Below are 26,048 nucleotides of genomic sequence, written 5' to 3'. Positions count from 1 at the left end.
ATGACCGTGACAACTGTTCAGGACGCCGGGGTCCAGCCCGTATTCTACGTCAAGGACGAGCACGACCACCCCGAGGGTGGCAGCACGATGCTCGGCTTCTGGATCTACCTGATGAGCGATTGTCTCATCTTCGCCGCGCTGTTCGCGACCTATGGCGTGCTCGGCCGCAGCTTCGCGGCCGGCCCGTCGCCGCATGATCTGTTCGAACTGCCGCTCGTCGCGCTCAACACGTCGATGCTGCTGTTCTCCTCGATCACCTACGGCTTCGCCATGCTCGCCATGGAGAAGGGCCGGGTCGGGACGACGCAGCTCTGGCTGGCAATCACCGGGCTGTTCGGCCTCGCCTTCCTCGGCATCGAGCTCTACGAGTTCACCCATCTGATCCTCGAGGGAGCGACCCCCCAGCGCAGCGCCTTCCTGTCGTCGTTCTTCACGCTGGTCGGCACCCACGGCCTGCACGTGACGTTCGGCCTGATCTGGCTGGTGACGCTCATGGTCCAGGTCGCCCAGCGCGGCCTGGTGCAGACCAATCGCCGTCGCCTGATGTGCCTCAGCCTGTTCTGGCACTTCCTGGACGTCATCTGGATCGGCGTCTTCACCTTCGTCTATCTCATGGGGATGCTGTGATGAGCGCCGATGCCCACGCCGAACATGCGCATGGCGAAGGTCACGCGGAGGGAACCCTGCGCGGCTATCTGATCGGCTTCGGCCTTTCGGTCGTGCTGACGGCGATCCCGTTCTGGCTCGTCATGACCGGCCATTTCGACAGCCAGACCACGGCGCTCGCCATCATGGGCTTCGCCATGGTGCAGATCGTCGTCCACATGGTGTTCTTCCTGCACATGAACACCAAGTCCGAGCATGGCTGGTCCATGATGGCGCTGATCTTCACGCTGATCCTGGTCGTGATCACGCTGACCGGCTCGCTCTGGGTCATGTATCACCTGAACACCAACATGATGCCCGGGCACGATATGAGCCAGATGCCGTGACCACGGCGGCAGCGGCGGGGAAAACCCCCGCCGGCTCTCCATCGACTGCTTCCTCTCATCCGGCGCGCCTGCCGGATGATGGTGACGAGGGAAAGGCGAAAGCGCCTCGTTCAGCCGTGTCCCTCGCGATCCTCGGCGTTTTGGCGGTCGCCGCCATTGCCGGGCTCATGGCGCTCGGCGTCTGGCAGATCGAGCGCCGCGCCTGGAAGCTCGACCTGATCGCCCGCGTCGAACAGCGCATCGAGGCCGCGCCGGTTGCGGCGCCTGGCCCCTCCGTCTGGCCCACGATCAACGCCGACAGCGACGACTATCGCCGCGTCCGGGCGAGCGGGCATTTCCTGAACAATCTCGAGACGTTGACCCAGGCCGCGACCTCGTTCGGCAGCGGCTATTGGGTGCTGACGCCGTTCAGGACCGATGACGGCTTCACCGTGCTGGTCAATCGCGGCTTCGTGCTGCCCGCCGAGCGCGATCCCACTGCCCGGTCCGGTACGACGCCGGAAGGGGAGACGGTCGTGACCGGCCTGTTGCGCATGAGCGAGCCGAAGGGCGGATTCCTGCGCAGCAACGACCCCGCCGCCGATCGCTGGTATTCGCGCGATGTGGCGGCAATCGCGGCGGCCCGCGGCCTGCCGGTCGTGGCGCCCTATTTCATCGATGCCGATCCGTCCTCCGGTCCGGATGCGGTGCCGCGCGGCGGTCTCACGGTGATCAGTTTCCCCAATAATCACCTTGTCTATGCGCTGACCTGGTTCGCCCTCGCGCTGATGCTCGCCGGCGGCCTTGCCTATGTCGTGCGCGAGGAACTGCGTCTCCGCCGGCCGCGCATTCGTCATGACTCGCGACGGGCATCGTGACGCCGGCTCAAAGCCGTTGGTGACAAGGCGGCGCAAGGCGTTTACCTAGGCGCCATGCTGAGCAGCACCCGAAACGCCGTCCTGCGCGGCGCGATCGTCGACGACGCCTCCCGTCAGGCCGACAGCGCGACCAATCGCAAGAACATGATCCTGCTGATCCAGTTGCGCTGGATCGCTGTGGCGGGACAGATCGTGACGATCGCGGTGGTCGATCGCGGCCTCGGCATCGTACTGCCGATCGCGCCAATGTCGGGCGTGCTCGCAGCACTCGTTCTGCTCAATCTGGCGAGCCTCGCCTGGCTGCGCCATCGCGAGGAGGTCAGCAATCGCGCCTTGCTGACGAGCCTGATGTGCGATGTGGCGGCGCTCACCGTCCAGCTCTATCTGAGCGGTGGGGCGACCAACCCGTTCACCTCGCTCTATCTGCTGCAGGTCACGCTCGGCGCCGTGCTGCTCGACGCCCTGTCGACGTCCGCCATTGTCGCGGTCGCCTGCGCGGGCTTTGCCATGCTCACCGTGTTCTTCCGCCCGCTCATGCTGCCGGATCATGGCACGAGCGGCCTGTTCAGCCTGCATATTGCCGGCATGGCGGTCGGCTTCGGCCTCGATGCGGCGCTGCTGGTCGTGTTCGTGACGCGGATCACGCGCAATCTCCGCGAACGCGATGCGCGGCTCGCCGCCTTGAAGCAGCATGCGGTCGAGGAGGACCATATCGTCCGCATGGGCCTGCTCGCCTCGGGCGCGGCGCATGAGCTCGGCACCCCGCTTTCCTCGCTCTCGGTCATCATCAATGATTGGGCGCGCATGCCCAAGATCGCGTCAGACCCCGACCTGGCGCAGGAGCTCGACGAGATGAAGGTTGCGGTGCAGCGCTGCAAGACCATCCTCACCGGCGTGCTGATGTCGGCCGGCGAGGCGCGGGGCGAGGCGCCGCGCGTCATGGCGCTCGGCGCGTTTCTCGACGAGATGGTGGCCGAATGGCGGGCCGCCCGCTCCGTCCGCACGCTCTCCTATGGCAAGACCTTCGGCGTCGATCTGCCGATCATCGCGGATTCGGCGCTGAAGCAGGTCATCTTCAACGTGCTCGACAATGCGCTCGAAGCCTCGCCCGGCTTCGTTGATTTTGCAGTCGAGCGCGAGGAGGATATGCTGGTACTGCGGGTGAGCGATGCCGGCAGCGGCTTTGCCCCTGAAATGCTGGCCCAGTTCGGCAAGCCGTATCAATCGAGCAAGGGCCGGCAGGGCGGAGGCCTCGGGCTCTTTCTCGTCGTCAATGTGGTCCGCAAGCTCGGCGGCGTCGTATCGGCAGAGAACAGGCCCGAGGGTGGCGCAGCCGTCACGCTGCGGCTGCCGCTCGCAACCCTGACCATTGGAGAGAGCGAGCTTGCCCGCTGACCGCCTTCTCGTCATCGTCGAGGACGATGCAGCTTTTGCGCGCACGCTGAAGCGCTCGATGGAGCGGCGCGGCTATGAGATCGTTCTGGCGAGCGGCTACGACGAACTCGTCGAGCTGCTCAAAACCCACCAGCCGGCTTTCGCCGTCGTCGATCTGAAGCTCGCCGGCGTTTCGGGCCTTGCCTGTGTCGAGGCGCTGCATGCCCATAGTGCCGCCATGCAGATCGTCGTCCTGACGGGATTTGCCAGCATCGCGACCGCCGTCGAGGCGATCAAGCTCGGCGCGTGCCACTATCTCGCCAAGCCGGCCAATGCCGACGATATCGAGGCGGCCTTCACCAAGGCGGCCGGCGATCCTCAGGTCGCGCTTACCGAACGGCCGACATCGATCAAGACGCTCGAATGGGAGCGCATCCACCAGACGCTGGTGGAAACGGATTTCAACATCTCGGAGACCGCGCGCCGTCTCGGCATGCATCGGCGCACGCTGGCGCGCAAGCTCGAGAAGCGGCGCGTCAGCTGACGGGCGGCTTTCCCGCCGGAATGGTCCTGACCGAGACGTCGACATAGAGGCCGTCCGTGTCGTTCGCGTCGCCGACATAGCCGCCAGCCACGGGCAGGGCCTGCGCCGCTGATCGCGCGACGCCGACGCGGATCAGATTGTCGCCGGCGAGGAGGCCGTTGGTCGGGTCATATTCGACCCAGCCGGCCCCTGGCAGGTAGACGCTGCACCAGGCATGCGTGCTGCCACCGCCCTGCACGGTTCCCGATGTATCGTCATAGAGATATCCGGTGACGAAACGGGCGGCGAGACCGAAGCTCCGCAGCGCCTCCATCATCAGGACGGCGAAATCCCGGCAGGTCCCCGAACCGAGCGCCAGCGTCTCGGCCGCGCTCTGCGTGCCTTCTTCGTGCCGCGCGCCATAGCGGAACTCCGCCTTGATCGCATGTGTCATCGCCTCCATCACGTCGAGCGTGCGGACATGGCGCTGATCGGCGATGAAGCGGCGCGCCCAGCGATCGACCGCGCGCTCCGGATCGGCCATCTGGCGCTCGGCCAGCCGGCCGAGATCGGGCACCTCGTCGACTGCATAGGAGAAGGGAAAGAGCTCGGCGGCGGGATCGAGGCTGTAGACGGGCAGGGGCGGCCCATCGGGATGATGCGTCAGATCGAGCGACGATACGATGCTGAGCCGCCTGGTCCTGACCGCTTCCGGCCATTCGACGAAGCAGATCGAGTTGTTGAACACATCATGCGTCCAGACGATCCGCGACGGCTCGGGGTCGATTGTCAGCGTCGCCTGGTGCAGCCTGAGATCATGGCTGTCATCGGGCCGGAGCATCATGCGGTGGCGCGTCAGCCCGACCGGATTGCGGTAGGCATATTCAGTCGTGTGGACGATGTTGATGCGCGCCATGGGACACCTGCGGCGGAATGAGTCCTGATCCTTATGCTCTATCATAGCAGCCGGCCATGTCAGGCGCGGAACGGCGCCTTTCCTTGACAGTCGCGGTGGCGGCGGGGAGATTGTCGGCCTGCCTTCCTTCCGGTTCGCCCGGACCTCCCGATCCTCATCCCGTCGGTCGGCGCGACGCGGTCCCGACCTCGCAAGACCTTCCGACCTCGCAAGACCTTTCGACATCGCAAGACATGGAACGATCTCATGACCGATACCCCCGCCGCCCCCTCCGTCGACGGCAAGACCTTCTGGCGCACGCTCGGGCAGCGCGCGACGGGCATGACGATCGTCACCGCCGACAGCGATGAAGGTCCGACCGGCTTCCTCGGGCTTTCGGCCGCCCATGTCACGGCCGATCCGGCCACCATGCTGGTCTCGATCGATCGCAAGACCAGCGCGCTTGCCGGCGTGCTGTCGCGTCGGCATTTCGCGATCAACTATCTGCCGGCCGGCGCCGAATCGATTGCCGACGCTTTCAGCGGCAAGGCGGGGATATCGGGCGCCGAGCGTTTTGCTGCCGGCGAATGGACCACGCTGGCGAGCGGGGCCCCCGTGCTCAAATCGGCGCTCGGCGTTTTCGATTGCGCCGTCGAGGACATCATCGAGCGCGGCAACATCTCGATCGTCATCGGCCGCGTGCTGGCGGCGCAGGCGAGCGCGGAGGGCGAGCCGCTGATCTTCTTCCGCGGCAAGATGTGGCGCGGCGTTGGCGAGGCGGCCTGAGGGCGCCCTCCGACCTCAGCCGCTCACAGCAGCGCTCCATGACCGGCCCGATACGTCGATATTGCCAGGGTACAACCGGATGATTGGCTGACCACGCGAAAATTTGCGTGGCGCGCGGAACCGAGCCGGCCTCAACGCCGTTTCAGCTTGAGGCCGTCGCGAGGAGGAGCAAGCCATGAATTCCATGAGCGTCCAGCAATATCGCCAACTGCCGGATATCGGGCCGCGTGATATCGGCGCCTTGCCTGCCCATGTCGCAGACAAGATTTCGGCCGGCGAGACCGCGGTCAAGGCCGTGAGGGAGTGGAGGGGATTGAGCCAGATCGATCTGGCCGACCGCTCCGGCGTGGCCATTACCCAGATTCAGCGCGCCGAAATCGGACATGATGCGTCGATCGCCATGCTGCGCTGTCTGGCGCGGGCGTTGCGCGTCCGGGACGACATATTGATCCGCTAGCCAGTCTGCATGGTGACGGGCGGGGACAAGCAACCGGCTTCGTCGACACACGGACGGCACTGCGGCGCCATCATCGGCGAAAGGGAGGCGGCGTCGAGGACGCATCCGCCGGATTGGGTCCTGATTCGCTCATCGAGGCGCCGGCCGAGGAGGAAGCTGAGCCGTCTGCTGACAGCGGCACGGCTTAGATCGGCTGAGCGCGAAACCAGAGTCGAAGGAGATGGATATGAGCTTCGTCGATGTGCCCGAACCACGGGACGATAAGAACGAAAAGGCCTCGGATGCGCGCCGCCATGCCATCGAGACGGAGCGCCGCCAGAAGAAGGACGAGGCCGGACAGGACGTGCCGGACAATGCTGGCGAGCGACCTCTGGACAAGGCCTCCACGGCCGCCTGAGCATGGCGATCGGCTAGATCATTTCATCGTTTCATGGAAACGACGAAATGCTCTATCTATTTGATTTGTCGCGCTTCCTTCACGCGAACCAGTGCCCGTTTCGCTCGGAAACGCTCTAGAAGTCGTTGGCGGCCGTGAGGTCGCTCGGCTTCAGCCCCTGATCGGGCGTGCGCTCCGAAGCGCCGCCCAGGCCCGCTGTGGCCGAATGCGCTTCGGTCATCGCGGCGGTCAGGAGATCGGCCAGGCGGAACTGGCCGAGTTCGGACGATTCGGCCGCCAGCGTGGCGAGCTGGGTAGCGATCTCGTGAAGGCGTTGGCTGCGATGGGGCATCGGAAAATCCTGCGAAGGCCTCAGTCTTTGACCGTTGCCCTGTCGCCGTCAAGCGATTGCTCGCCCGCGATCGACTATCCCACCGCTCAGGCGACGATCATGCGCCGTGCCGCCGATTGGGCGACGATCGAAAGCCGCGTCGCCTCGAAAGTATGCTCCATCGGGCAGGCCGTCTCGGTCCGTTCCCGAACATCCTCGATGATCTGGCGATAGTAGATCAGCGGCTCGCCGCTGCAGTCGATATAGCGCGTGCCGGCGCGATCGGCGATGAAGAGGTGGTCCTTGCCGGGCCGGCCTTCGATGTCGACATATTTGCGGAGTTCGATATAGCCCTCGGTGCCCAGGAGGGTCATGCGGCCGTCGCCCCATGTCGGCAGGCCGTCCGGCGTGAACCAGTCGACGCGGGCATAACCGGTCGCGTGGTCGCTGCGCAGCATGACATCGCCGAAATCGTTGAAATCCGGGTTTTCGGGCGTACCGAAATTGCCGACAGTGCTGGCGACGATCTCCGCCGTCTTCGAGCCGGTGTAGAACAGGAACTGGTCGAACTGGTGTGCGGCGATGTCGGTCAATATGCCGCCGCCGGCGTCCGTATCGAAGAACCAGGCCGGGCGGATCGCCCGGTTCAGCCGGTGCGGTCCGAGGCCGACCGTCTGAACCACCCGGCCGATCGCGCCGTCGACGACGAGCTTGGCGGCGACGAGGGCGGAGGGCACGCTGAAGCGTTCGGTGAACGAAACCGAATAGAGGCGCCCGGTCTCGGCGACGGTGCGCCGGATCGCGTCGAGCTGGTCGAGCGTCAGCGCGCCGGGCTTGTCCGACATCACGTCCTTGCCGCGCGTCATGGCGTCGATCGCGATCCCCGCCCGGTCGCGCGGGATGGCGGCGGTGCAGATGAGATCGATGGTGGGATCGTCCAGCAGGCGTTCGCGCGCGACGGGCTGGAGATCGGGGAAGTTCTTCTGGACATAGCCGAGCACGAGCGGATCGGACGTTTCCGGATCATAGCCGGCGCAGACGGCCCCGGCGGCCAGGAGGCCGCCGATCTGGTCGACGATATGGCCATGATCGAGGCCGATGGCGGCAAAGCGCAACATGGGAAGCTCCAGCTTGAAGGTCGATCAGATCAGTTCGGGCAGGGGTGTGATGCGCACGGCGCCGCCTGAGCGCGCGCTTTCGAGCGCGGCGAGGCCGCAAAGCACCGACATGGCGCCCGCACGCGAGCCGGCGCGCTGGCGCAGCCGGTCATTGGCACCGGGCCTGAAGATCATGTCGCGCATGCGGTTGTCGCCGCCATAATGCCCGCCCGGCTCGTGCGGCACCCAGATGCGCTCGACCGTGTTCGGGAAGCTCTTCATCAGCACGATCTCGTCGGCCGGCGGCGTGGTCCAGGGCTGCTTCTCATATTGCCTGAGCTCGATGCGGCCCTTATGGCCGTTGAAGGCGATGTGATGGCCCTCGATCGGCATGTAGGTGTTGAGCGAATAGGAGACCTTGACGCCGTTCTGATAGCGGAACGACGCCACCATCGTGTCGGGAATGTCGATCTCCTCCCGGAACACGCAGGCGTCCCGCACATAGCCGTCGAGGCGCGACGGCTCCTCATAGAGCGCGTCGAGGAAGGGGTCGGCGGCGAGGTCGAGATAATAGGGGCATTCGGCCTGGTGCGGGCAGGTCTTGCACCGCTCGCCGCGAAACGGCCCGTTGCGGCCGTAATGCACGAGGTCTCCGAAGGCCTTCACCTCTTCCGGGTCGGAATCGAGGTACCAGTTGATCAGATCGAAATGATGCGTCGCCTTGTGGACGTAGAGGCTGCCGGAATTCTCGGTGAAGGCGTGCCAGCGGCGGAAATAGTCGGCGCCGTGCTGGTTATCGAGATACCAGTGGAAGTCGACCGAGGTCACGTCACCGATCTCGCCGGCCAGCAGCAATTCCTTGATCCGCGCCGCAGTGGGCGAATAGCGATAGTTGAACGACACGTCGAGCCGCCGGCCGGTGCGCTTCTCGGCGTCGCGGATGCGGGCGATCTTCTCGGCCGTCGTCGTCATCGGCTTTTCCGAGATCACGTCGGCGCCGGCTTCCATCGCCTTGACGATGATCTCGTCATGATTGCTGTCGCGCGTGCAGACGATGACGAGCGCGGGCCGCGTCTCGGCAAGCAGAAGGTCGAGATCGACATAGAGCGGCGCGTTCGAGCCCATCATCGTGCGGGCGCGCTCGGCGCGCATCGGGTTCAGATCGCAGATGCCGACGAGTTCCACCACATCGCCCCATCCGGCGAGCAGGTCGCGCCCCCACATGGTGGTGCCGCGATTGCCCGTGCCGACGAGGGCATAGCGGATTTTCTTCACTGGCTGGGCCATGCGCGGCTCCTGGCTGGTTCGGTTCAACAGACGGTGCGAAAGCGGTCGACGATGGTGGCGAGAACCGCGTCGGCGGGGCGGGCGCCCCAATCATGCGAGAAGATCTCGACCTCCTGCGGCCCGTGAAAGCCGGCCGCCTCGATCATATGGCGGAACGCCTTGAGATCGATGACGCCGTCGCCCATCATGCCGCGATCATTGAGCGGATCGCGCGTCGGCACCAGCCAGTCGCAGATATGATGCGCCAGGATGCGGCCCTCCCGGCCGGCCCGCGCTATGCCCGCGGCGAGCGAGGGGTCCCACCAGACATGGTAGACGTCGATGGCGAGCCCGATGCCGCCGGCATGGTCGGGGTCGAGCCGGTCGCAGAGATCGAGCGACTGGCCGATCAGGTTCACGCAGGCGCGGTCGGCCGCATAGGCCGGATGCAGCGGCTCAATGCCGAGCGGCACGCCGGCGGCCCGCGCATGCGGCAGGATTTCGCTCAAGCCTTCCTCGACCATTTGCCGCGCGGCCGCGATGTCGCGCGAGCCGGCGGGCAGGCCGCCGACCACCAGCACGAGGCAATCCGCGCCGAGTTCGGCCGCCTCGTCGATCGCCCGGCGGTTCTCGTCGATCGCGGCGGCGCGGTCCGAGGCCCGGAGAGCGGGAAAGAAGCCGCCGCGGCAGAGGCCGGTCAGCCGCAACCCGTTGGCGCGGACGATCCGCCGCGCCTCGGCAAGGCCGATGGCGGCGATCTGCTCGCGCCAAGGCGAAACGGAGGTGATGCCGTGCCGGAGGCAGGCCTCCACCATGGCGCCGAAATCGCCTGCCTGGCGGATGGTGGCGAAATTGATGGAGAGCCCTTCGATCGCCATGACGATGGCCCGCTCAGAGCGCCAGCGGCGGCACGTCCAGCCAGCGCCGCTCGCGCCAGGAGCGGAGGCCGAGTTCGGCGAGTTGCACGCCCTTGACGCCCTCGATCAGCCCATAGGGCCACGGGCCATCCTCGAAGATATGACGGATGAACATCTCCCACTGCGCCTTGAAGCCATTGTCGTAGACGATGTTGTCGGGCACCTCGTCCCAGGTCTTGTAGAAGTCGATCGTCTGCGGCTGGTCCGGGTTCCAGACCGGCTTTGGCGTGTTGACGCGATGCTGGGTCCAGCATTTCGTCAGCCCGGCCACGGCCGAGCCATGCGTGCCGTCGACCTGGAACGTGACCAGATCGTCGCGGCGCACGCGCACGGCCCAGGATGAATTGATCTGCGCGATGATGCCGCCCTCGAGCTCGAAGGTGGCATAGGCGGCGTCGTCGGCATCGGCGCGGTAGCGCCGGCCGTTCTCGTCGACGCGCTCGGCAATGTGGGTGGCGCCGAGGCAACTCACGGCCTTGACCGACCCGAACAGATTGTCGAGCACATAGCGCCAGTGGCAGAGCATATCGAGGATGATGCCGCCGCCATCCTTCAGCCGGTAGTTCCAGGATGGGCGCTGCGCCGGCTGCCAGTCGCCCTCGAAGACCCAATAGCCGAACTCGCCACGGACGGACAGAATCTCGCCGAAAAAGCCGGAATCGCGCAGCATGGCGAGCTTGCGCAGTCCGGGCAGGAAGAGCTTGTCCTGCACGACGCCATTCCTGACGCCCTTCTCGGCGGCGAGGCGCGCGACAGCCAGCGCCGCCTCCACATCTTCCGAGATCGGCTTTTCGCAATAGACGTGCTTGCCGGCACGGATCGCCTTTTCGAGCAGTCCGGCGCGCATCTGCGTTGTGCCGGCATCGAAGAACAGGATGTTGTCGGGGTCGGCCAGCGCGGCATCGAGGTCGTCGCTCCAGCGCGCAATGCCGTATTGCCGGGCGATAGCCTCGACCTTGGCAGCGTTGCGGCCGATCAGGATCGGATCAGGCATGACGCGCTCGCCATTGGCGAGCAATACGCCACCCTGGGCGCGGATCGCGATGATCGAGCGGACGAGATGCTGGTTGAGGCCCATGCGGCCGGTGATGCCGTGCATGATCAGGCCGAGGCGCGCCATCGGACTTTCCTTCCCCGGTTGAATTGAGAGTTCTGAGAGAACCCGCGCGCAGCGTCTGATGCGCCACTTGTAACCAACTGGTTATAAATGAGCGCCGTTCGCCGGGCCTGTCAACGGGAAATGTGCACGGAGCCGGTCCGTCAGGTTTTGCGGACGCTGGCGAGCACGGTCGAAACGATATGTTCGCCCCAATTGTCGCGGGCCGTACGATCTTCGAGATCGCGCTGGAAGATCGTCGACAATGTGTGCCGGTTGGACAAATAGAAGAATCCGAGTGCCGCGATGGTTATGTAGACTTTCACCGGGTCGAGATTGGGCTTGAACGCGCCGCTGGCGCTGCCACGCTGCAGGACATTTTCGAGCTCTGAAATGAAGTTCGAATGCATGGCCGTGATCTTGTCCGATTTCTTGAGATATCGGGCGCGATTGAGGTTCTCGGTATTGAGCAGACTCAGGAATTCCGGGTGGTCGAGATAATAGTGCCAGGTGAAGAGCGAAAGCTCGCGCAGGCCCTCCTCGGGATCGCGATGGGTCAGGTCGAGACGGCGCTCGGCAAAGCGAATATTGCCATAAGCATGCTCCAATACCGCGAGATAGAGCGCTTCCTTGTCGCCATAGTAGTGATAGAGCATCCGCTTATTGGTATCGGCGCGGCGTGCGATGACGTCGACGCGTGCGCCTGCGAGCCCGTTTTCCGCGAATTCCCGCGATGCAGCATCAAGGATCGCAGCGCTGGTGCGTTCGGGATTGCGCGTCACGGTCCGGCTCCGCGATGTCGCCGCCCCGGCGGCAGGCTTTGCCGGCGGGGGGACTTCGGGTGACGCCGGTGCGGCGCTTTCAGGGTTCGGCTTGGTCGTCTCGGGCACGGATGTCCATCTCGATGTTGGCGGAGAAGGCAGCTTGACAAGCCGCCCCAACGATGTTCCCCTTGTAACTAAATAGTTATAAGACGGCAACAAGCCGTCCACTGTCGTGGTGCCTCGGCACCGGCGGATCTGTCAGTTCTGTGGGAGGGACGACGCATGACCAAGCCCGGAATCCATCTGCACGATGCTCAGTCTATCACGCGGCGCTCGCTTCTTGCGGGTGCCGTCGCCGGCGCGGCGTTCTCGGCGCTGCCCATGGGGCGGGCTCTGGCGGCGGAGCGGGTGCGCTTCGTCTGGTGGGGCTCGCAGGAGCGCGCCGACCGCACCAACAAGGCGATCGCCGCCTACAAGGCGGTCAATCCCGCTCTCGAGATCGTCGGCGAGTTCTCCGGCTGGAATGATTACTGGACCCGCCTCGCGACGCAGGTTGCCGGCCGCAACGCGCCCGACCTGATCCAGATGGATTACCGCTACATCTTCGAATATGCCCGCCGTGGCGCGCTGATGCCGCTCGACGACTATCTCGGCAAGGGCCTCGATATCGCCGATTTCGGCGCCGCCAACATCGATAGCGGCCGCGTCGGCGGCAAGCTCTACGGCGTCAATCTCGGCGTCAATTCCAGCGCGCTCCTCTATGACACCGTCGCCTGGCAGAAGGCCGGCGTCGAGGCGCCGGCGCCCGGCATGACATGGGAACAGTTCGGCGAGCGCTGTCTGGCGCTCTCCAAGGCCAAGACGCGGCCGGGCATTTACGGCATGTCGGACGGCAGCAGCGTCGAGCCGGCGCTGGAACTCTGGCTGCGCCAGCGCGGCAAGTCGCTCTATGCCGATGATGGCAAGCTCGGCTTCGATGCCGCGGATATCGAGGCCTGGTTCAGCTATTGGGAGGAACTGCGCAAAGCGGGCGCGATCGTGCCGGCCGACATCGCGGCGCTCGATCAGGCCTCGATCGAGACCAATGCGCTGACGACCGGCAAGGCGATGGCGACCTTCGCCCATTCGAACCAGTTCGTCGGTTTCCAGAAGCTGAACAAATCCGAACTCGGCCTCTCCATCTATCCGAGCGCCGGCCCCGACAAGCCGTCCGGACACTATCTGAAGCCCTCCATGCAACTCAGCCTCGCCTCGACCGCGAAGAGTGTGGAGGCGGTCATCGGCTTCGTGAACTTCCTCGTGGCAAAGCCCGAGGGCGTCAACATTCTGGGCCTCGAGCGTGGCGTTCCGGCCTCCGAGGCGATGCGGAAGGAACTCTCCGGTTCGCTGAACGCGGTCGACAAGAAGGTGGTCGAGCTGATCGCGATCATCACCAAGGTGGCGACGCCGTTGCCGCCGCCCCCTCCCTCCGGCGCGGGCGAGATCACGGCCGTGCTGACGCGCGTCAGCCAGGAGATCGCCTTTGAATCGATCACGCCGAAGGATGGCGCGACGAAGTTCGTGTCCGAGGCCGACGCCATCCTCGCGCGCGGATAGGCCGATATGGCGACGACGTCGATCGCGCGGCCGCAAGCGGGCGTCCGGCCGGAGGGCGGTGGCTTGCTGCACCGTCTCTTCGGCCGGCAGCCGGCCGGCTATCTGTTCCTGCTGCCGTGGCTCGTCGGCTTTCTCGGCCTGACGCTCGGGCCGGCACTCGCGTCGCTGTATCTCTCCTTCACCGACTACAATCTGCTCGAGTCTCCCAACTGGGTCGGCGCCGCGAATTATGTTCGTATCGCGACCGCCGACCCGCGTTTTGTCGCCGCCATGCGCGTGACGCTGCTCTATGTCGTGCTGTCCGTGCCGCTGAAGCTCGTCTTCGCGCTTCTGGTGGCGATGGCGTTCAATCGCGGCCTCAAGGGGCTGCCGCTCTATCGCGCGATTTTCTACCTGCCCTCGCTGCTCGGCAGCAGCGTCGCGATCGCCGTGCTCTGGCGCCAGCTCTTCGCCGGCGACGGCCTCGTCAACATGGCGCTCTGGCAGCTCTTCGGCATTGAGGGGCCGAGCTGGATCTCCAATCCGCGCTATTCGCTCTATACGCTGGTGATCCTGTCGGTCTGGCAGTTCGGCTCGCCCATGATCATCTTCCTCGCGGGCCTGCGGCAGATCCCGGTCGACATGTACGAGGCGGCCAATCTCGATGGCGCCAGCAAGATGCGGCAGTTCTTCAAGATCACGCTGCCGCTCCTGACCCCCGTCATCTTCTTCAACGCCGTGATCCAGACGATCGACGCCTTCAAGGCGTTCACGCCGGCCTTCATCATCTCGGACGGGCAGGGCGGCCCGGTCAATTCGACGCTGTTCTATACGCTCTATCTCTATCAGGAGGGCTTCGGCTTCTTCCGCATGGGCTATGCCTCGGCGCTCGCCTGGATCCTCGTGGTGATCATCGGCGCCTTCACGGCGTTCTCCTTCCTCTCCGCGCGCTACTGGGTGCATTATGACGAGTAGTGCCGCCGCCATTCCCGCCATTCACCAGCCTGCCGAGCGCCGCGCGCTCTGGCGCTCGATCCTGATCCACGCGCTGTTGATCGGCGCGTCGATCCTGATGCTCTATCCGCTGCTCTGGATGCTGTCGGGCTCGGTCAGGCCGCAGGACGAGATCTTCGGCTCGTCCTCGCTGCTACCCTCCAGCATCAGCTTCGACGGCTTCGTCCGCGGCTGGAGCGGACTTCAGGTCAGCTTCGGCAAGTTCTTCCTGAACTCGCTGATCATCGCCGTGCTCGCCACCATCGGCAATGTCGTCGGCTGTTCGATCACCGCCTTCGCCTTCGCGCGGCTCGACTTCCGGGGCCGCAATTTCTGGTTCGCGCTGATGCTGGGCACGCTAATGCTGCCCTATCACGTCACGCTGATCCCGCAGTATATTCTGTTCCTGCAGATCGGCTGGGTGAACACCTTCCTGCCGCTGATCGTGCCGAAATATCTGGCGACCGACGCCTTCTTCATCTTCCTGATGGTCCAGTTCTTCCGTGGCATCCCGCGCGAATTGGACGAGGCGGCGATGATGGATGGCTGCAGCCCGTGGCGGATCTACTGGAAGATCATGCTGCCGCTCTCCCTGCCGGTTCTGGCGACGGCGGCGATCTTCTCCTTCATCTGGACCTGGGACGATTTCTTCGGTCCGCTGATCTACCTGAACGACATCAATACCTACACGATCCAGCTCGGCCTGCGCTCCTTCGTCGATTCGACCGGCCAATCGGACTGGAGCGGGCTCTTCGCCATGTCGACGCTGTCGCTGATCCCGGTGTTCCTGTTCTTCCTGTTCTTCCAGCGCCTTCTGATCGAGGGCATCGCCACGACGGGGCTCAAGCGCTGAACGCGGCGCGGGACCGACCGACATTGGAAATGAGAGACATGCCCGACATCAAGACGGTTGCCATCATCGGCTGCGGCATCGGCCGCTCCCACATCATCGAGGGGTATCTGCCGCATCCCGATCGCTTCCGCGTCGTGGCGGTCTGCGACCTGGACCCCGCGCGGCTGGCGGCGATCGCCGACGAATTCGCCATTTCCCGCCGGACCACCGCCTCGGCGGAAATCATGGCCATGGACGATATCGACATCGTCGATATCTGCACTCCGCCCGCAACGCATTATCCGCTGATCCTCGAAGCGCTCGCCGCCGGCAAGCATGTGATCTGCGAGAAGCCGCTGGTCGGCTCGCTCGCCGATGTCGACCGGGTCATCGCGGCCGAGCGTACGGCGCGCGGCGTGCTGATGCCGATCTTCCAGTATCGCTACGGCGACGGCGCCATGAAGGCGAAGCGGATCATCGAGGCGGGTATTGCCGGCAAGCCCTATCTCGGCACGGTCGAGACGCTCTGGAAGCGCACGGCCGAGTATTACGACAATCCCTGGCGCGGGCGCTGGGCGAGCGAACTCGGCGGCGTGCTGATGACGCATGCGATCCATATTCACGACCTCGCCACCTTCCTGATGGGCCCGGTCTCCCGCATCTTCGCCCGCGTCGCGACCCGCGTGAACGCCATCGAGGTCGAGGATTGCGTCAGCGCCAGCTGGCTGATGCAGTCCGGCGCGCTGGTCTCGGCCAGCGCCACACTCGGCTCGCAGGAGGAGATCAGCCGGCTGCGCCTCGCTTTCGAGAATGTGACGTTCGAGAGCAATCACGAGGCCTATGCGCCGGGCGAGGATCCCTGGCGGATCATCCCGGCCAATGCCGATGTGGCGTCGGCGATCGATGCCCTGCTCGCCGACTGGCGACCGGTCGGCCGGCGCTTCAACGGGCAGATGCTCGCCTTTCACGAGGCGCTTTCGAACGGCCTGCCGCCGCCCGTAACCAGCCGCGACGCGCGCCAGGCGCTCGAAATCGTCACGGCTTTCTACGAATCGGCCGAGAGCGGCGCCGATGTCGCGCTGCCGCTCGCCGCCGATCATCCGAAATACCGGAGCTGGCGTCCCGCCGCCTGACAGGTTCGCCATTCTGGGAGTATTCGCATGGCCACACGCATCGAGCTCAGGCAGATCGTCAAGAGCTACGGCACTCTGCAGGCGATCCACGGCATCGACCTGACCATCGAGCCGGGCGAGTTCACTGTCTTCGTCGGGCCATCGGGCTGCGGAAAATCGACCCTGCTGCGCATGATCGCCGGGCTGGAGGAGATATCAGGCGGCGATCTCTTCATCGATGCCGACCGGATGAACGGCGTGCCGGCCTCGAAGCGCGGCATCGCCATGGTGTTCCAGTCCTATGCGCTCTATCCGCACATGTCGGTCTACAAGAACCTCGCCTTCGGGCTGGAGACGGCCGGCTACAAGCGCGCCGAGATCGACCAGCGCGTGGCGCAGGCGGCCGACATATTGCAAATCCAGCATCTCTTGCAGCGCCGGCCCAAGGCGCTTTCCGGCGGGCAGCGCCAGCGCGTCGCCATTGGCCGCGCCATCGTGCGCGAACCGAAGATCTTCCTCTTCGACGAGCCGCTCTCCAATCTCGACGCCGAACTGCGCGTCCAGATGCGGCTCGAGATCGCCAAGCTGCATCAGACGCTCGGCAATACGATGATCTATGTGACGCATGACCAGGTCGAGGCGATGACCATGGCCGACAAGATCGTCGTGCTGCGCGATGGCCGCGTCATGCAGGTCGGCGCGCCGCTCGATCTCTATAACCGGCCGGCCAACCAGTTCGTCGCCGGCTTTCTCGGCAGCCCGAAGATGAACTTCCTGCCCGCCCGCCTCGACAGCGCGGCCTCGGGCGGCCATACCATCAGCGTCGCCGGGCGCACGCTCGATCTCGGCCGGAGGCTCGCGGTCACCGGGCCGGACGAGGCGCTGATGATGGGCGTCAGGCCGGAGCATGTCGTGCTCGGTGAGAATGCCGGGCCGGCCAGCCTCGGATTGGCGCGGGTGCAGCATGTCGAGCAACTCGGCGGGGAGACAATCCTCCACACGGCGCTCGACCAGGGCGATGTGCTCACCGTATCGAGCGCCGGCCAGCTTGCCATCCGTCCGGGATCGATGGTGCCGCTCGGCCTCGATCCCGCCTTCTGCCACCTGTTCGGCGCGGATGGCCGCGTGCTCTGAGGCGGCCATCCCATGCATTGTCCGAAGGTCACGGCTCGGCCTTCGGGTTCCGATCGGGGATCGGGCGGTCAGTACCGCATCACGCAGCCGCGCGGATAGCCGACGCGCGTGCAATAGACGACATGGCGGGGAGCGGCGGGGCGAACGACGCAGCCGCGCGGATAGCCGGGGCCGGTGCAATAGACGACGCGTGCCGGCGGCACGACGGGCCGCGCGACGCAGCCGGCCCTGTAGACGCCCGCCGCGCAATAGACCACGGCCTTGCTCGGGGTGCTGGTGACGATCGCTCCGGTGAAGAGCGCGCCGAGCACGAGGGCGAGCGAAAGAAATGCGAACCTGATTGTCTTCAACGTCGATGACATGACGTTCCTCCACGAATGGGAGCCGACCTGCTGTCGCTCCTCCACTTCAGGTTACCACGTTCGACTTCCCCGAACCTTAACGTTCCGCGTTTGGCGCCCGGCATCAGCCGTCATTTTCAGCGTTCAGATTCTCCGGCCGCGTGCCGTCCTCGTTGCGGAAATAGCCATGCGCGGTCAACCAGTCCGACAGGATGGCGGTGATCGCATCGGTCTCGGATTCGCTCGCGAGCTTCTCGCGACGGAAGGCGTTGATCGCGGCCAGAAGCGGCTCGGGGAGGTAAAGCTGCAGCGTTGGGGTGTCGGCCATGGTGACGCCTTCCTTTGGGTTGATCGACGAAAGAACGGTCCGAGCGGCTCCGGCCCCGACGGTACCGCATCGCCTCGCGCGGCGCGCGGGCGACGATCCGATATTCGCTGATCGAGTCGCCGCGTCAGTCAGGATTTGTAGCGCGGGACGCCTCAGCCGCGAAGACCCGCAGCAGCCAGTCATGGCGCACCCGTGCCATACGCGGCCGCTGGAAATGGCTAAACTGGTGAAAGCGCGTGTGTCCAGCGGCGACTATGCTTAAAGAGCGAAGTCTTCGCGAAGGCCTGCGGGCCCTGCAGGAACGAGAGAACGCCGTCGAGAACTGGCTCCGCACGCAGGCTGTATTCGCCGGCTATATAACGTTACCACCAGCCACGAGTCGCAAGTTCCTGTTCCCACATTTGGTAGACTTTCTCTGCGATGGATTGGAACTCCAAGTAATTGCCATTGGGGTCAGCCAGAATGACACGTGGAGTTCCACCCCAGGGCCCGGTCCCATATCGGCCCCTGCCGAAACCAGTCGATTGCGATCTCGTGTTCGCGGCATTGCTCGGTGCATTTTGGACAGGCCGGATGCCGCCCGGAGCGAGCTTCAGGTGCTTCCCGGCATTTGCAATTCCCCGGATACGACCAAAGTCATCACATGTCTGCTCTAGCGCAGTCGCAAAGTCCTTCTCGCAAGCGACTGCCACGATCTGCCCTGCTTTGCCCTTAAGTGTGTATGCTGACCTCACGTCATTTTCATGCGAATGAAATACCCAATCGGACATATGAAATAGAGAGTTTGCCAGATGCAAGGCGAGTCGCAGGCTTGCCTTCTGACCTAAGTATTCATTGTAGTCCGGTTTGACCATGCCATGCCAAAATTCTTCAGCATTGGTGAATTGTTCTATAATAGGCATATTGTCGTACTCGGAATATAATGTATGCGCGTACTTGCCCTAGCCCCAATTAGTAATATATGCCACTATTTCGCACAATATCGAGCGCGGGCAACTGCGCAATTCCGATGTAGATATACTATCGCATAACCATGACCTGACCTACGTCGTGGCCATGCCATTATTGGGAGCAAAACTGTGCCATGAGCCGACCTGCTGCAGCCGAAATCGATCGCCTGAGCGTCGCCTACCAGGCGAGCAGGCGGCGGCCGATCAGGGCGCCGGCGGCGGTCACGATGGCGATGCCGAGCGTGTACCAGGTGAGCACGAAGAGCGGGGAATCGTCGGTGCAGTGGAGCGCGTAGAGCGCGGCGCCGATCCCGCCCGCGACGAGGCCGGCGGCCGCACCCGCGAGCGCCGGCCGCGTCGGCGCCCCGCGCTTCAGCGCGAGCAGCGCCGCGCCCAGGAGCGGCGCGCTGATGAGGGGGATCAGCGCGACGCAGAAACGCGCATTATGGCCGATGAGACCCGTCATCCAGCTCGACTCGGGCGTCGCCGCCATCTCGCCGCCGACGCCGATCGCGAGAATGGCGAGCGGAACGAGCAGGGCAGCGAGGCCCGGCCTCGGATCGGCGCCCGGCCGCGAGAGCCGCAGCACCAGCGCCGATGCCGCCGCCGCCAGCGTCAGCGTCACGGCGAATTTCAGGATCAGGCGCGGCTCGGCCAGGATCTCGGCGAGGTCCGGCCGCAGGCGCAGCAGCAACGTGAACAGCAGCATTGAGCCGAGCAGGCCGGGGCCAAGCGCAAGCGCGAGGCCCGCGCCGAGGCCGGGGCGCCTGCTGCTGTCGGCTGAAAGGCCGCGGATGAGGTCTTCGGTTTTCACTGTCCTGGTCCCGTCATCATTCGTCCGCCCTGAGCTTTTCCGCGAGCCGCGCGAAGCCCCGATGCAGGGCGACGCGCACCGCGCCCGGCGTCATGCGCATCCGCGCCGCCGCCTCGCCGATCGATGCGCCCTCGACCGCCACCGCCTTCAGGATCGCCCGCTGCTTTTCCGGCAGCAAAGCGAGATGGCGGTCGACATCGGCCGCGTCCGTGGCCGGGCGCTCGTTTGCGGCCGGAAGGATCTCGGCGAAATCCTCGATCGGCACCTCGATCCGCCGCCCGCGCCGGCGCATATGGTCAACCAGTTTGTTGCGCGCGATCGTCCAGAGCCATGGCCCGAGCGGGTCGCCGGTCCGCCATGTGTGGCGCTTCAGATGGATCGCGAGCAGCGTTTCCTGCACGACGTCCTCGCTTTCGCTGGCCGAGACGCCCATCGACGCGAAACGGCGCCGCGCCACCGCGCGGATGGCGGGCGCGAGCTCACGCAACAGCCTGTCATAGGCCAGTTGATCGCCGGCGAGCGCGGCCTGCATCATCAAGGCCCAACCTCGTTCGCGATCGTTCATCGATATCGTCCCGAAGAGGAATTCGCACACGCGCGGGCGATTGTTACACCGGCTTTGTCACGGCCGGGCGAATTTTCATCCGGCATCATCTATCACAGTCCGATTGGCGGTGGCCGGTCCGCCCGGGGCAGCACGCTCAGGCTCCTTTTTGACAGCCTCCAGATAGGAACGGCACATCACCACCAATTGCCCGCGCACCTCGCCGCCGAGCGCCGACGGCAGATTGCGCTCGAAGACACTGCGGACGGCTCCGAAGATGGCCGTCAGGAGCGTGGTATTGACCACGGACGGGTCGGCGAAATCCGCATCCGCGGCGCTCGCGAGCATGGCTGCCGTGGCGGCATCGACCCGGCGCCCGAAGGCCTCGATCAGGGATTCGGTGTCGAGTTCGACGGCGGAACGATAGAGCGCGCGGGTGACGTCGCTTCGAACGGTCTTCGCCTCCCAATAGGCGCCGACGAGTGCATCGACCATCTGCCCGATCGAGGCGCCATGCTGGGCCTCGCAGGCTCGCTCCACTTTTTCGGCGACAATCTCCAGATAGCGCTCGTTCAGAGCGTAGAGCAGTGCCTGCTTGTGCGGAAAATACTGGTACATCGTGCCGACGGAAACGCCGGCGCGCTGCGCGACGCGTGTCGTCGTCAGCCGGTTGGGGCCATCGGCCAGCAAAACCTGAATGGTCGCCTCGAAAATCGCGTCGACCGTGACCGTCGCCCGCGCCTGGCGCGGCCTTTTCCGCGGGGTCAGATGGGCCGGCGGCACCGTCGCCATAAGCGAATCCTCAAGCTGAATGATCCTTCATATACTGGGCGCCTCATCCACACCAGCTTCCAGGGATCCACACATGATCGAACCCGCTCGCATCGCGCTCGTCACCGGAGCCAACAAGGGCATCGGGCTGGAGATTGCCCGCCAACTCGCCGAAGCGGGCGTCACCATGATCATCGGCGCGCGCGATCCCGATCGCGGCATGGCAGCCGTCGCGGATTTGGCTGCTCAGGGTCTGGAGGCCGAGTTCGTCAGGCTGGACCTGACCGACGAGGCGGGAATCGCCGCCGCGGCGGCCGAGATCGCCACACGGCATGGAAGGCTCGATATCCTCGTCAACAATGCCGGCATCGTGGATGAGGGCGACGGACCGCCCAGCGTCGCCACGACCAGGGCCGTCCGGCGCATCCTGGAGACGAATTTCATCGGCACGCTGGCGGTGACGCAGGCGATGCTGCCCTTGCTGCGCCGGTCGGCCGCGGGCCGGATCGTCAACCTGTCGAGCTCGCTCGGATCGCTCGCCGGCAATGGCGATCCTTCGTCGCCTTACTATGCGGCGCGGCTGATCGGCTACAACGCCTCCAAGGCCGCGCTCAACATGCTGACCGTCCAGCTCAGCGAGGAATTGCGCGATACACGCATCGCCGTGAATTCGGTGAGCCCGGGCTTCGTGAAGACGGACATGACGGGCCTCGGATTCCTCACGCCCGAGCAGGGCGCGCGGCTGCCGGTCGCGTTCGCATTGCAGGGGGAGGATGCCGTCTCGGGACGTTTCGTCGAGGCGAGCGGGGAGACGCCCTGGTAAGGGCCGGCCTCAACCCTGCGTCGAGGTGATGGCGTCCCAGCCGAACATGGCGCTGCGGGCGACGGCGGCCAGCGTCTCGGCGTCGGCGCCGTCGCGGGCCTCGATCGACATGCCCTTGATCACGGTCGCGAAATAGGCAGCGATCCGGTCGAGATTGAGGCCCGCCGGCAGTTCGCCATCGGCGACGCCACGCTCCAGCCGGGCGCGGATGCGGGCTGCCATGTCCTTGCGCTTGTCGCAAAGATATTGCTGCGCGGCATCGGTCTCCGGCCCGCCATTGGTGGCGCCGATCATCAGGAAGCAGCCGGATGGACGGTCGGGCAGCAGGCAGGAGCGGGCATTGACGGCGAGCATGGCGGCGATCGAATCCCGCGTCGTCAGGTCGCCTTCCAGCATTTGCAGCGTGCAGGAATCGTCGGTCGCGACATAGAGCGCCACCGCCTCCTTGAACAGCTCCTCCTTGGAACCGAAGGCGGCATAGAGGCTCGGCGAATTGATGCCCATCACCTCGGTCAACTCCGCGATCGACGCGCCCGCATAGCCGCGCGCCCAGAACACCTCCATCGCCTTTTCAAGGGCGACGGCGCGATCGAAACTCCTTGGGCGGCCTCGTGCTGTCATGTCGATTTCTTTTCTGTGACGATCACTAAATAAAGGTCTTGACGGGCGGAATCAAGCGCTTATCATTTGTGTATCGATCCTCACAGAAATGAGGAGCGGTGGTGACCTCCAAAGCGCGCGACGCCTCTCCCGTCGCGCGCTTCGCCATCTTCGATCGGTGCCCCGGCGCCAGACCAACACATAGTGAGACCATCATGACCCGCGCATCCCCCGATGCGGCGAGGAGCAAGTCGCTCATTCTCGCCGCCATCTTTCTCGTTGCCGTGACGATCCCGATCTCGTTCACCGGTCCCGCCGTGGCCCTCCGCTCGATCGGGGAGGATCTCGGCGGCAGCGTCACCGCGCTCGCCTGGATCATCAACGGCTTCATGCTCGCCGTCGGTTCCTCCGTCATGCTCGGCGGCGCGCTCGCCGACCAGTATGGCCGCAAGAAGATCTTCACGATCGGGATCACGGGCTTCACGCTCGTCTCGCTCGCGATCGGCCTCGCGCCCAATGTTCTGACGCTCGACCTGCTGCGCGGGCTGCAGGGCATTTCGGGCGCGCTGGCGCTCTCGGCAGGCTTCGCGGCGCTTGCGCAGGAATTCGAGGGGCCGGCGCGGACGCGGGCGCTCGGGCTCATCGGGTCGGGCTTCGGCATCGGCATAGCCTTCGGCCCGATCATCGCCGGCGGGCTGATCGCGACGCTCGGCTGGCGCGCGATTTTCTTCATCTCCGCCGCCGCCGGCGTGCTGATCCTCGCCATCGGTGTGCCGCAACTCCGCGAGACCCGCGATCCCGGCGCGACGCGGATCGACGGTTTTGGCGCGGCGACGTTCACGGCCATGCTGGTAACGCTGACCTTCGGCCTCGTCGAGGCGCCGGAGCTCGGCTGGGCGCATCCGCTGGTGATCGGCCTGCTGGCGTTCGCGGCGATCTTCCTCATCGTCTTCATCGCGATCGAGCGGCTGCAGGTCCGCCCGATGCTCGATCTCTCGCTCTTCCGCTATGCCCGTTTCGTCGGCGTGCAGGCGCTGCCGGTCGCGGTCGCCTATTCCTTCGTCGTGCCGCTCTTCCTGCTGCCGATCCGCTTCATCCGGGTCGAGGGCTATAGCGAGTTGCAGGCGGGGCTGATGATGCTGCCGCTCTCCGCGCCGATCGCGATCGTGCCCTTCCTCGCCGCAAATCTGACGCGCTGGGTGCCTTCGGGAATGCTGGCGGCCGGCGGCCTGGTGCTGTCGGCGATCGGCATTGCCTGGCTCGCCGCCATCGCGCCCGGCGCCTCGACCTTCGCCTTCGTGCTGCCGCTCCTCCTCGTCGGCACCGGCGCGGGCATGCCCTGGGGCCTGATGGACGATCTCGCCATCTCCGTCGTCCCGACCGAACGGGCCGGCATGGCCACGGGCATATTCGGCACGATGCGCGTTGCCGGCGAGACCGTGGCGATCGCGGTCATCAGCGCGGTTCTGGCGGGCTTCGTCGGTGGCGGGCTGGCCGGTCAACTGCCGGACGCGGCGGTCGGTGAGGTCGCGCTGGCGGTGGCGAGCGGCGCCTTCGAGCAGGCGGCGACGCTGGCGCCCGGTCTCTCGCACGCCGCCTTCGCAGCAGCCTATGGCCACGCGTTCCACATGACGATGCTGATCTGCGGCACGATCACTTTCGCCGCCGCGCTGATCACCTTCGTGGCTCTGAAGAAGCCGCGCCCGGCGCGCAAGCGGGGCAGGGGCCGGCGCATGATGGAAATCGAGGCCTAAGACGCCAAGAAACGCATGAGCCGCGCCAGGGGGGAGGGCGCGGCTCATGGTTCAGATGAGATCGCCGCGCTCAAATCGTGCGCGGCGATCAGATGCGGGGATCAGCTCTCGGCATATTTGAATGCGGGCTCGGCGCTCAGGCTGTCCTTGGTCGCGCCGGGCAGAATGGTCTTGCCCTTTTGCGTGGTGTCGAGCGAGCTGTAGGGCACGGCGACGAGCTTCGTGCCGATGCCGAGGAAGCCACCGACGGAGAGGATCGCGAACGGCACCTTCTCGTCGGCCGTCAGGATCAGGTCGTCGACCGCGCCGATCGTCTCATTGTTCTCGTTGACGACGGTGGTGCCGATGATCTTCGACGCGCGCCAGCCGGTCGCGACCGTGCTCGGGTCGATCTTGGCGACGCCCACGGTTTCCTGCGGCGCCGGCGTCGCGGCATCCTGTCCAAAGGCCGGCGTTCCGGCGATGAGAAAAAGAGCTGCTGTCGTCGCGATGATGTAGTGTTTCATTCCATGTCTCTCCGCATGCCGATTCAGGCATTCAGACGACTAACGTCGTCGTGAAAGACTGGTTCCATCCGCGAAAGACATGATCGTTATTTCGGTCAACTTCGGGGGCGGGCCGTTGACCTGTCCGCCACCGGGTTGTGCTGGCCGGTGCGATCGCTTGCACCCATGCTGCCGATATCAGCTGGCACCGAGGCTCTCGGCGGAAAGCCAGAACACTTCGCCTTCGCTCTCGGCCGTGTCGAGCCAGAGGAAATCGAGGTCCGGATATTCCGCCTCGAGAATTTCCCGGCCGGTGCCGATCTCGCAGAGCAGGCCGCCGCCAAGGTTCAGATGGGCGCCGGCTTCGGCCAGGATGCGGCGGACGATGTCGAGCCCGTCCAGGCCGGAGCCGAGCGCCATGGCCGGCTCGTGCAGATATTCCGGGGGCAGCTCGTCCATGGCGACCTGGTCGACATAAGGCGGGTTGGTCAGGATCAGGTCGTAGCGCTTGCCGTCGAGCGGCGCGAACAGATCGCCCTCGTAGAGCTCGATCCGGTCGGCGAGCTTGTGGTCGTCGACATTGATGCGCGCAACGTCGAGCGCTTCCGGCGACAGGTCGACGGCATCGATCTCGGCATTCTCGAACACATTGGCGGCGAGGATCGCGATCGCGCCGGAGCCGGTGCAGAGATCGAGCACGGTCTCGATGCTGGAAAGATCCTCAATGACGGTGAAATCATCGCCCCCGAAGACATCCGAATAGAGCAGTTCGCCGATGAAGGAGCGCGGCACGATCACGCGCTCGTCGACATAGAACGGCACACCCTGAACATAGGCGCGCTTGACGAGATAGGGCGTGGGCTTGCGCGTCGTCACCCGCGCCTCGATCAGAGCGGCGAGGTGCTGCCGCTCGTCGGCGAGAAGGCGGGCGTCGAGGAACGGCTCGAGCTGGTCGATCGGCAGCTTCAGCCCTTCCAGCACCAGATAGGCCGCATCGTCGAGCGCGGTCGAGACGCCATGGCCGAACGCCAGGCCGGCGCTGTTGAAGCGGCTTACCGCATAGCGCAGGAAGTCGCGGACGGTGAGGAGTTGATCGGCGGGCGCAATCTCTTTGGTCACGGTCGTTCTCGGTGTCTGAGCAGGATTTGCGCCCGTACTAGCAGGTCGCGCCGGGAAGCGCATCCGTTCCTCGCCCGGGGCCGGCTGTCTTCACGGTGCGTCGCCCAGCGCGCCCCGCCGGGCAATCCGTTGCGGCTATCCT

General features: G+C 65.3%; 31 protein-coding genes. 15 read left to right on the top strand and 16 right to left on the bottom strand.

Annotated features, from left to right (window positions below; translation table 11 throughout):
- From cyoC to QO014_RS17435, 5 genes are all read left to right on the top strand, one after another.
- The gene (gene cyoC / locus QO014_RS17455; protein ID WP_370877166.1) at positions 1–627 is read left to right on the top strand and encodes a cytochrome o ubiquinol oxidase subunit III; all 627 of its coding nucleotides are present in this window, start codon (positions 1–3) and stop codon (positions 625–627) included.
- Positions 627–992, top strand: coding sequence for a cytochrome o ubiquinol oxidase subunit IV (gene cyoD / locus QO014_RS17450; RefSeq protein WP_266350023.1), 366 nt, complete (start codon positions 627–629; stop codon positions 990–992). The genes cyoC and cyoD overlap by 1 nt, the downstream gene beginning before the upstream one ends.
- Positions 993–1,120: 128 nt before the next feature.
- Complete coding sequence (locus QO014_RS17445) at positions 1,121–1,849, top strand: SURF1 family protein (RefSeq protein ID WP_442358276.1); 729 nt, start codon at positions 1,121–1,123, stop codon at positions 1,847–1,849.
- A 54-nt stretch (positions 1,850–1,903) separates the two neighbouring features.
- Positions 1,904–3,244: an ATP-binding protein gene (locus tag QO014_RS17440; protein ID WP_266350021.1), complete on the top strand. Its 1,341-nt coding sequence runs from the start codon at positions 1,904–1,906 to the stop codon at positions 3,242–3,244.
- Positions 3,234–3,767, top strand: coding sequence for a response regulator transcription factor (locus tag QO014_RS17435; RefSeq protein ID WP_266350020.1), 534 nt, complete (start codon positions 3,234–3,236; stop codon positions 3,765–3,767). Before QO014_RS17440 ends, QO014_RS17435 begins: the two co-directional genes overlap by 11 nt.
- Here QO014_RS17435 and QO014_RS17430 read toward each other — a convergent pair.
- Positions 3,760–4,662, bottom strand: coding sequence for a transglutaminase family protein (locus tag QO014_RS17430; protein ID WP_266350019.1), 903 nt, complete (start codon positions 4,660–4,662; stop codon positions 3,760–3,762). The genes QO014_RS17435 and QO014_RS17430 overlap by 8 nt on opposite strands.
- 246 nt (positions 4,663–4,908) lie before the next feature.
- Here QO014_RS17430 and QO014_RS17425 point away from each other — a divergent pair, with 246 nt between their 5' ends.
- The 3 genes from QO014_RS17425 to QO014_RS17415 all read left to right on the top strand — a co-directional run bounded on the left by QO014_RS17425 (position 4,909) and on the right by QO014_RS17415 (position 6,281).
- Positions 4,909–5,427, top strand: a complete 519-nt coding sequence (locus QO014_RS17425; RefSeq protein WP_266350018.1) for a flavin reductase family protein — start codon at positions 4,909–4,911, stop codon at positions 5,425–5,427.
- A gap of 175 nt (positions 5,428–5,602) precedes the next feature.
- Positions 5,603–5,884, top strand: a complete 282-nt coding sequence (locus tag QO014_RS17420) for a helix-turn-helix domain-containing protein (RefSeq protein WP_266350017.1) — start codon at positions 5,603–5,605, stop codon at positions 5,882–5,884.
- A 226-nt stretch (positions 5,885–6,110) separates the two neighbouring features.
- Positions 6,111–6,281 carry a hypothetical protein gene (locus QO014_RS17415; RefSeq protein ID WP_266350016.1) on the top strand — a complete coding sequence of 57 codons (171 nt, stop codon included), beginning with the start codon at positions 6,111–6,113 and terminating at the stop codon, positions 6,279–6,281.
- 115 nt (positions 6,282–6,396) lie between these two features.
- On the opposite strand, the gene QO014_RS17410 is transcribed toward QO014_RS17415, so the two are convergent.
- From QO014_RS17410 to QO014_RS17385, 6 genes are all read right to left on the bottom strand, one after another.
- Positions 6,397–6,612 carry a hypothetical protein gene (locus tag QO014_RS17410; protein WP_266350015.1) on the bottom strand — a complete coding sequence of 72 codons (216 nt, stop codon included), beginning with the start codon at positions 6,610–6,612 and terminating at the stop codon, positions 6,397–6,399.
- Between the two features lie 86 nt (positions 6,613–6,698).
- Positions 6,699–7,709, bottom strand: coding sequence for a Gfo/Idh/MocA family protein (locus tag QO014_RS17405; RefSeq protein WP_266350014.1), 1,011 nt, complete (start codon positions 7,707–7,709; stop codon positions 6,699–6,701).
- Between the two features lie 24 nt (positions 7,710–7,733).
- Complete coding sequence (locus tag QO014_RS17400; protein ID WP_266350013.1) at positions 7,734–8,975, bottom strand: Gfo/Idh/MocA family protein; 1,242 nt, start codon at positions 8,973–8,975, stop codon at positions 7,734–7,736.
- A gap of 23 nt (positions 8,976–8,998) precedes the next feature.
- Complete coding sequence (locus QO014_RS17395; RefSeq protein ID WP_266350012.1) at positions 8,999–9,832, bottom strand: sugar phosphate isomerase/epimerase family protein; 834 nt, start codon at positions 9,830–9,832, stop codon at positions 8,999–9,001.
- Between the two features lie 13 nt (positions 9,833–9,845).
- Positions 9,846–10,991, bottom strand: coding sequence for a Gfo/Idh/MocA family protein (locus QO014_RS17390; RefSeq protein WP_266350011.1), 1,146 nt, complete (start codon positions 10,989–10,991; stop codon positions 9,846–9,848).
- Positions 10,992–11,131: 140 nt separating this feature from the next.
- Positions 11,132–11,857: a TetR/AcrR family transcriptional regulator gene (locus QO014_RS17385; protein ID WP_266350010.1), complete on the bottom strand. Its 726-nt coding sequence runs from the start codon at positions 11,855–11,857 to the stop codon at positions 11,132–11,134.
- 156 nt (positions 11,858–12,013) lie between these two features.
- Here QO014_RS17385 and QO014_RS17380 point away from each other — a divergent pair, with 156 nt between their 5' ends.
- The 5 genes from QO014_RS17380 to QO014_RS17360 are packed head-to-tail and all read left to right on the top strand — an operon-like array spanning position 12,014 to position 17,377.
- Entirely contained in the window at positions 12,014–13,327 is a 1,314-nt protein-coding gene (locus QO014_RS17380; protein WP_266350009.1) for an ABC transporter substrate-binding protein, read from the top strand.
- A gap of 6 nt (positions 13,328–13,333) precedes the next feature.
- Positions 13,334–14,281, top strand: coding sequence for a carbohydrate ABC transporter permease (locus tag QO014_RS17375; protein WP_266350008.1), 948 nt, complete (start codon positions 13,334–13,336; stop codon positions 14,279–14,281).
- Positions 14,271–15,152 carry a carbohydrate ABC transporter permease gene (locus tag QO014_RS17370; protein WP_266350007.1) on the top strand — a complete coding sequence of 294 codons (882 nt, stop codon included), beginning with the start codon at positions 14,271–14,273 and terminating at the stop codon, positions 15,150–15,152. The genes QO014_RS17375 and QO014_RS17370 overlap by 11 nt, the downstream gene beginning before the upstream one ends.
- 38 nt (positions 15,153–15,190) lie before the next feature.
- Positions 15,191–16,264, top strand: coding sequence for a Gfo/Idh/MocA family protein (locus QO014_RS17365; protein WP_266350006.1), 1,074 nt, complete (start codon positions 15,191–15,193; stop codon positions 16,262–16,264).
- Between the two features lie 27 nt (positions 16,265–16,291).
- Complete coding sequence (locus tag QO014_RS17360; protein WP_266350005.1) at positions 16,292–17,377, top strand: ABC transporter ATP-binding protein; 1,086 nt, start codon at positions 16,292–16,294, stop codon at positions 17,375–17,377.
- Between the two features lie 68 nt (positions 17,378–17,445).
- Here the strand turns inward: QO014_RS17360 and QO014_RS17355 are convergent, their stop codons facing one another.
- From QO014_RS17355 to QO014_RS17330, 6 genes are all read right to left on the bottom strand, one after another.
- Complete coding sequence (locus QO014_RS17355; protein WP_266350004.1) at positions 17,446–17,739, bottom strand: hypothetical protein; 294 nt, start codon at positions 17,737–17,739, stop codon at positions 17,446–17,448.
- 103 nt (positions 17,740–17,842) lie between these two features.
- Positions 17,843–18,046, bottom strand: a complete 204-nt coding sequence (locus QO014_RS17350) for a hypothetical protein (RefSeq protein ID WP_266350003.1) — start codon at positions 18,044–18,046, stop codon at positions 17,843–17,845.
- Between the two features lie 362 nt (positions 18,047–18,408).
- Positions 18,409–18,948 carry a hypothetical protein gene (locus QO014_RS17345; protein WP_266350002.1) on the bottom strand — a complete coding sequence of 180 codons (540 nt, stop codon included), beginning with the start codon at positions 18,946–18,948 and terminating at the stop codon, positions 18,409–18,411.
- 226 nt (positions 18,949–19,174) lie between these two features.
- Positions 19,175–19,810 carry an NrsF family protein gene (locus QO014_RS17340; RefSeq protein ID WP_266350001.1) on the bottom strand — a complete coding sequence of 212 codons (636 nt, stop codon included), beginning with the start codon at positions 19,808–19,810 and terminating at the stop codon, positions 19,175–19,177.
- A 16-nt stretch (positions 19,811–19,826) separates the two neighbouring features.
- The gene (locus QO014_RS17335) at positions 19,827–20,375 is read right to left on the bottom strand and encodes a sigma-70 family RNA polymerase sigma factor (protein WP_266350000.1); all 549 of its coding nucleotides are present in this window, start codon (positions 20,373–20,375) and stop codon (positions 19,827–19,829) included.
- Positions 20,376–20,450: 75 nt separating this feature from the next.
- On the bottom strand, positions 20,451–21,146 hold the full coding sequence (locus tag QO014_RS17330) for a TetR/AcrR family transcriptional regulator (RefSeq protein ID WP_266349999.1): 696 nt from the start codon (positions 21,144–21,146) through the stop codon (positions 20,451–20,453).
- A gap of 73 nt (positions 21,147–21,219) precedes the next feature.
- On the opposite strand from QO014_RS17330, the gene QO014_RS17325 reads away from it, so the two are divergent.
- Positions 21,220–21,948 (top strand): SDR family oxidoreductase, encoded by a 729-nt coding sequence (locus QO014_RS17325; protein ID WP_266349998.1) that lies wholly within the window; start codon positions 21,220–21,222, stop codon positions 21,946–21,948.
- A gap of 9 nt (positions 21,949–21,957) precedes the next feature.
- On the opposite strand, the gene QO014_RS17320 is transcribed toward QO014_RS17325, so the two are convergent.
- Positions 21,958–22,569: a TetR/AcrR family transcriptional regulator gene (locus QO014_RS17320; RefSeq protein ID WP_266349997.1), complete on the bottom strand. Its 612-nt coding sequence runs from the start codon at positions 22,567–22,569 to the stop codon at positions 21,958–21,960.
- Positions 22,570–22,763: 194 nt separating this feature from the next.
- Here QO014_RS17320 and QO014_RS17315 point away from each other — a divergent pair, with 194 nt between their 5' ends.
- The gene (locus QO014_RS17315) at positions 22,764–24,302 is read left to right on the top strand and encodes an MFS transporter (RefSeq protein ID WP_266349996.1); all 1,539 of its coding nucleotides are present in this window, start codon (positions 22,764–22,766) and stop codon (positions 24,300–24,302) included.
- A 101-nt stretch (positions 24,303–24,403) separates the two neighbouring features.
- On the opposite strand, the gene QO014_RS17310 is transcribed toward QO014_RS17315, so the two are convergent.
- Positions 24,404–24,808, bottom strand: coding sequence for a PRC-barrel domain-containing protein (locus tag QO014_RS17310; protein WP_266349995.1), 405 nt, complete (start codon positions 24,806–24,808; stop codon positions 24,404–24,406).
- Between the two features lie 177 nt (positions 24,809–24,985).
- A complete protein-coding gene (prmB, locus tag QO014_RS17305) occupies positions 24,986–25,969 on the bottom strand; it encodes a 50S ribosomal protein L3 N(5)-glutamine methyltransferase (protein WP_370877165.1) in 984 nt (327 codons plus the stop codon).
- Positions 25,970–26,048: the final 79 nt, after the last annotated feature.

The sequence above is a fragment of the Kaistia dalseonensis genome, from assembly GCF_030814715.1.
Classification (GTDB): Bacteria; Pseudomonadota; Alphaproteobacteria; order Rhizobiales; family Kaistiaceae; genus Kaistia; species Kaistia dalseonensis.
Note: the sequence above shows the minus strand (reverse complement) of the source record. Positions and strands in the feature narration are given on the sequence as shown.

What these genes read in the sequence shown, in the direction of transcription:
- cyoC (WP_370877166.1), top strand. Translation starts at nt 1, where the DNA reads ATGACCGTGACAACTGTTCAGGACGCCGGGGTCCAGCCCGTATTCTAC.
- cyoD (WP_266350023.1), top strand. Translation starts at nt 627, where the DNA reads ATGAGCGCCGATGCCCACGCCGAACATGCGCATGGCGAAGGTCACGCG.
- QO014_RS17440 (WP_266350021.1), top strand. Translation starts at nt 1,904, where the DNA reads ATGCTGAGCAGCACCCGAAACGCCGTCCTGCGCGGCGCGATCGTCGAC.
- QO014_RS17430 (WP_266350019.1), bottom strand. Translation starts at nt 4,662, where the DNA reads ATGGCGCGCATCAACATCGTCCACACGACTGAATATGCCTACCGCAAT.
- QO014_RS17425 (WP_266350018.1), top strand. Translation starts at nt 4,909, where the DNA reads ATGACCGATACCCCCGCCGCCCCCTCCGTCGACGGCAAGACCTTCTGG.
- QO014_RS17420 (WP_266350017.1), top strand. Translation starts at nt 5,603, where the DNA reads ATGAATTCCATGAGCGTCCAGCAATATCGCCAACTGCCGGATATCGGG.
- QO014_RS17415 (WP_266350016.1), top strand. Translation starts at nt 6,111, where the DNA reads ATGAGCTTCGTCGATGTGCCCGAACCACGGGACGATAAGAACGAAAAG.
- QO014_RS17410 (WP_266350015.1), bottom strand. Translation starts at nt 6,612, where the DNA reads ATGCCCCATCGCAGCCAACGCCTTCACGAGATCGCTACCCAGCTCGCC.
- QO014_RS17405 (WP_266350014.1), bottom strand. Translation starts at nt 7,709, where the DNA reads ATGTTGCGCTTTGCCGCCATCGGCCTCGATCATGGCCATATCGTCGAC.
- QO014_RS17400 (WP_266350013.1), bottom strand. Translation starts at nt 8,975, where the DNA reads ATGGCCCAGCCAGTGAAGAAAATCCGCTATGCCCTCGTCGGCACGGGC.
- QO014_RS17395 (WP_266350012.1), bottom strand. Translation starts at nt 9,832, where the DNA reads ATGGCGATCGAAGGGCTCTCCATCAATTTCGCCACCATCCGCCAGGCA.
- QO014_RS17390 (WP_266350011.1), bottom strand. Translation starts at nt 10,991, where the DNA reads ATGGCGCGCCTCGGCCTGATCATGCACGGCATCACCGGCCGCATGGGC.
- QO014_RS17380 (WP_266350009.1), top strand. Translation starts at nt 12,014, where the DNA reads ATGACCAAGCCCGGAATCCATCTGCACGATGCTCAGTCTATCACGCGG.
- QO014_RS17375 (WP_266350008.1), top strand. Translation starts at nt 13,334, where the DNA reads ATGGCGACGACGTCGATCGCGCGGCCGCAAGCGGGCGTCCGGCCGGAG.
- QO014_RS17370 (WP_266350007.1), top strand. Translation starts at nt 14,271, where the DNA reads ATGACGAGTAGTGCCGCCGCCATTCCCGCCATTCACCAGCCTGCCGAG.
- QO014_RS17365 (WP_266350006.1), top strand. Translation starts at nt 15,191, where the DNA reads ATGCCCGACATCAAGACGGTTGCCATCATCGGCTGCGGCATCGGCCGC.
- QO014_RS17360 (WP_266350005.1), top strand. Translation starts at nt 16,292, where the DNA reads ATGGCCACACGCATCGAGCTCAGGCAGATCGTCAAGAGCTACGGCACT.
- QO014_RS17355 (WP_266350004.1), bottom strand. Translation starts at nt 17,739, where the DNA reads ATGTCATCGACGTTGAAGACAATCAGGTTCGCATTTCTTTCGCTCGCC.
- QO014_RS17350 (WP_266350003.1), bottom strand. Translation starts at nt 18,046, where the DNA reads ATGGCCGACACCCCAACGCTGCAGCTTTACCTCCCCGAGCCGCTTCTG.
- QO014_RS17345 (WP_266350002.1), bottom strand. Translation starts at nt 18,948, where the DNA reads ATGCCTATTATAGAACAATTCACCAATGCTGAAGAATTTTGGCATGGC.
- QO014_RS17335 (WP_266350000.1), bottom strand. Translation starts at nt 20,375, where the DNA reads ATGAACGATCGCGAACGAGGTTGGGCCTTGATGATGCAGGCCGCGCTC.
- QO014_RS17330 (WP_266349999.1), bottom strand. Translation starts at nt 21,146, where the DNA reads ATGGCGACGGTGCCGCCGGCCCATCTGACCCCGCGGAAAAGGCCGCGC.
- QO014_RS17325 (WP_266349998.1), top strand. Translation starts at nt 21,220, where the DNA reads ATGATCGAACCCGCTCGCATCGCGCTCGTCACCGGAGCCAACAAGGGC.
- QO014_RS17320 (WP_266349997.1), bottom strand. Translation starts at nt 22,569, where the DNA reads ATGACAGCACGAGGCCGCCCAAGGAGTTTCGATCGCGCCGTCGCCCTT.
- QO014_RS17315 (WP_266349996.1), top strand. Translation starts at nt 22,764, where the DNA reads ATGACCCGCGCATCCCCCGATGCGGCGAGGAGCAAGTCGCTCATTCTC.
- QO014_RS17310 (WP_266349995.1), bottom strand. Translation starts at nt 24,808, where the DNA reads ATGAAACACTACATCATCGCGACGACAGCAGCTCTTTTTCTCATCGCC.
- prmB (WP_370877165.1), bottom strand. Translation starts at nt 25,969, where the DNA reads ATGCGCTTCCCGGCGCGACCTGCTAGTACGGGCGCAAATCCTGCTCAG.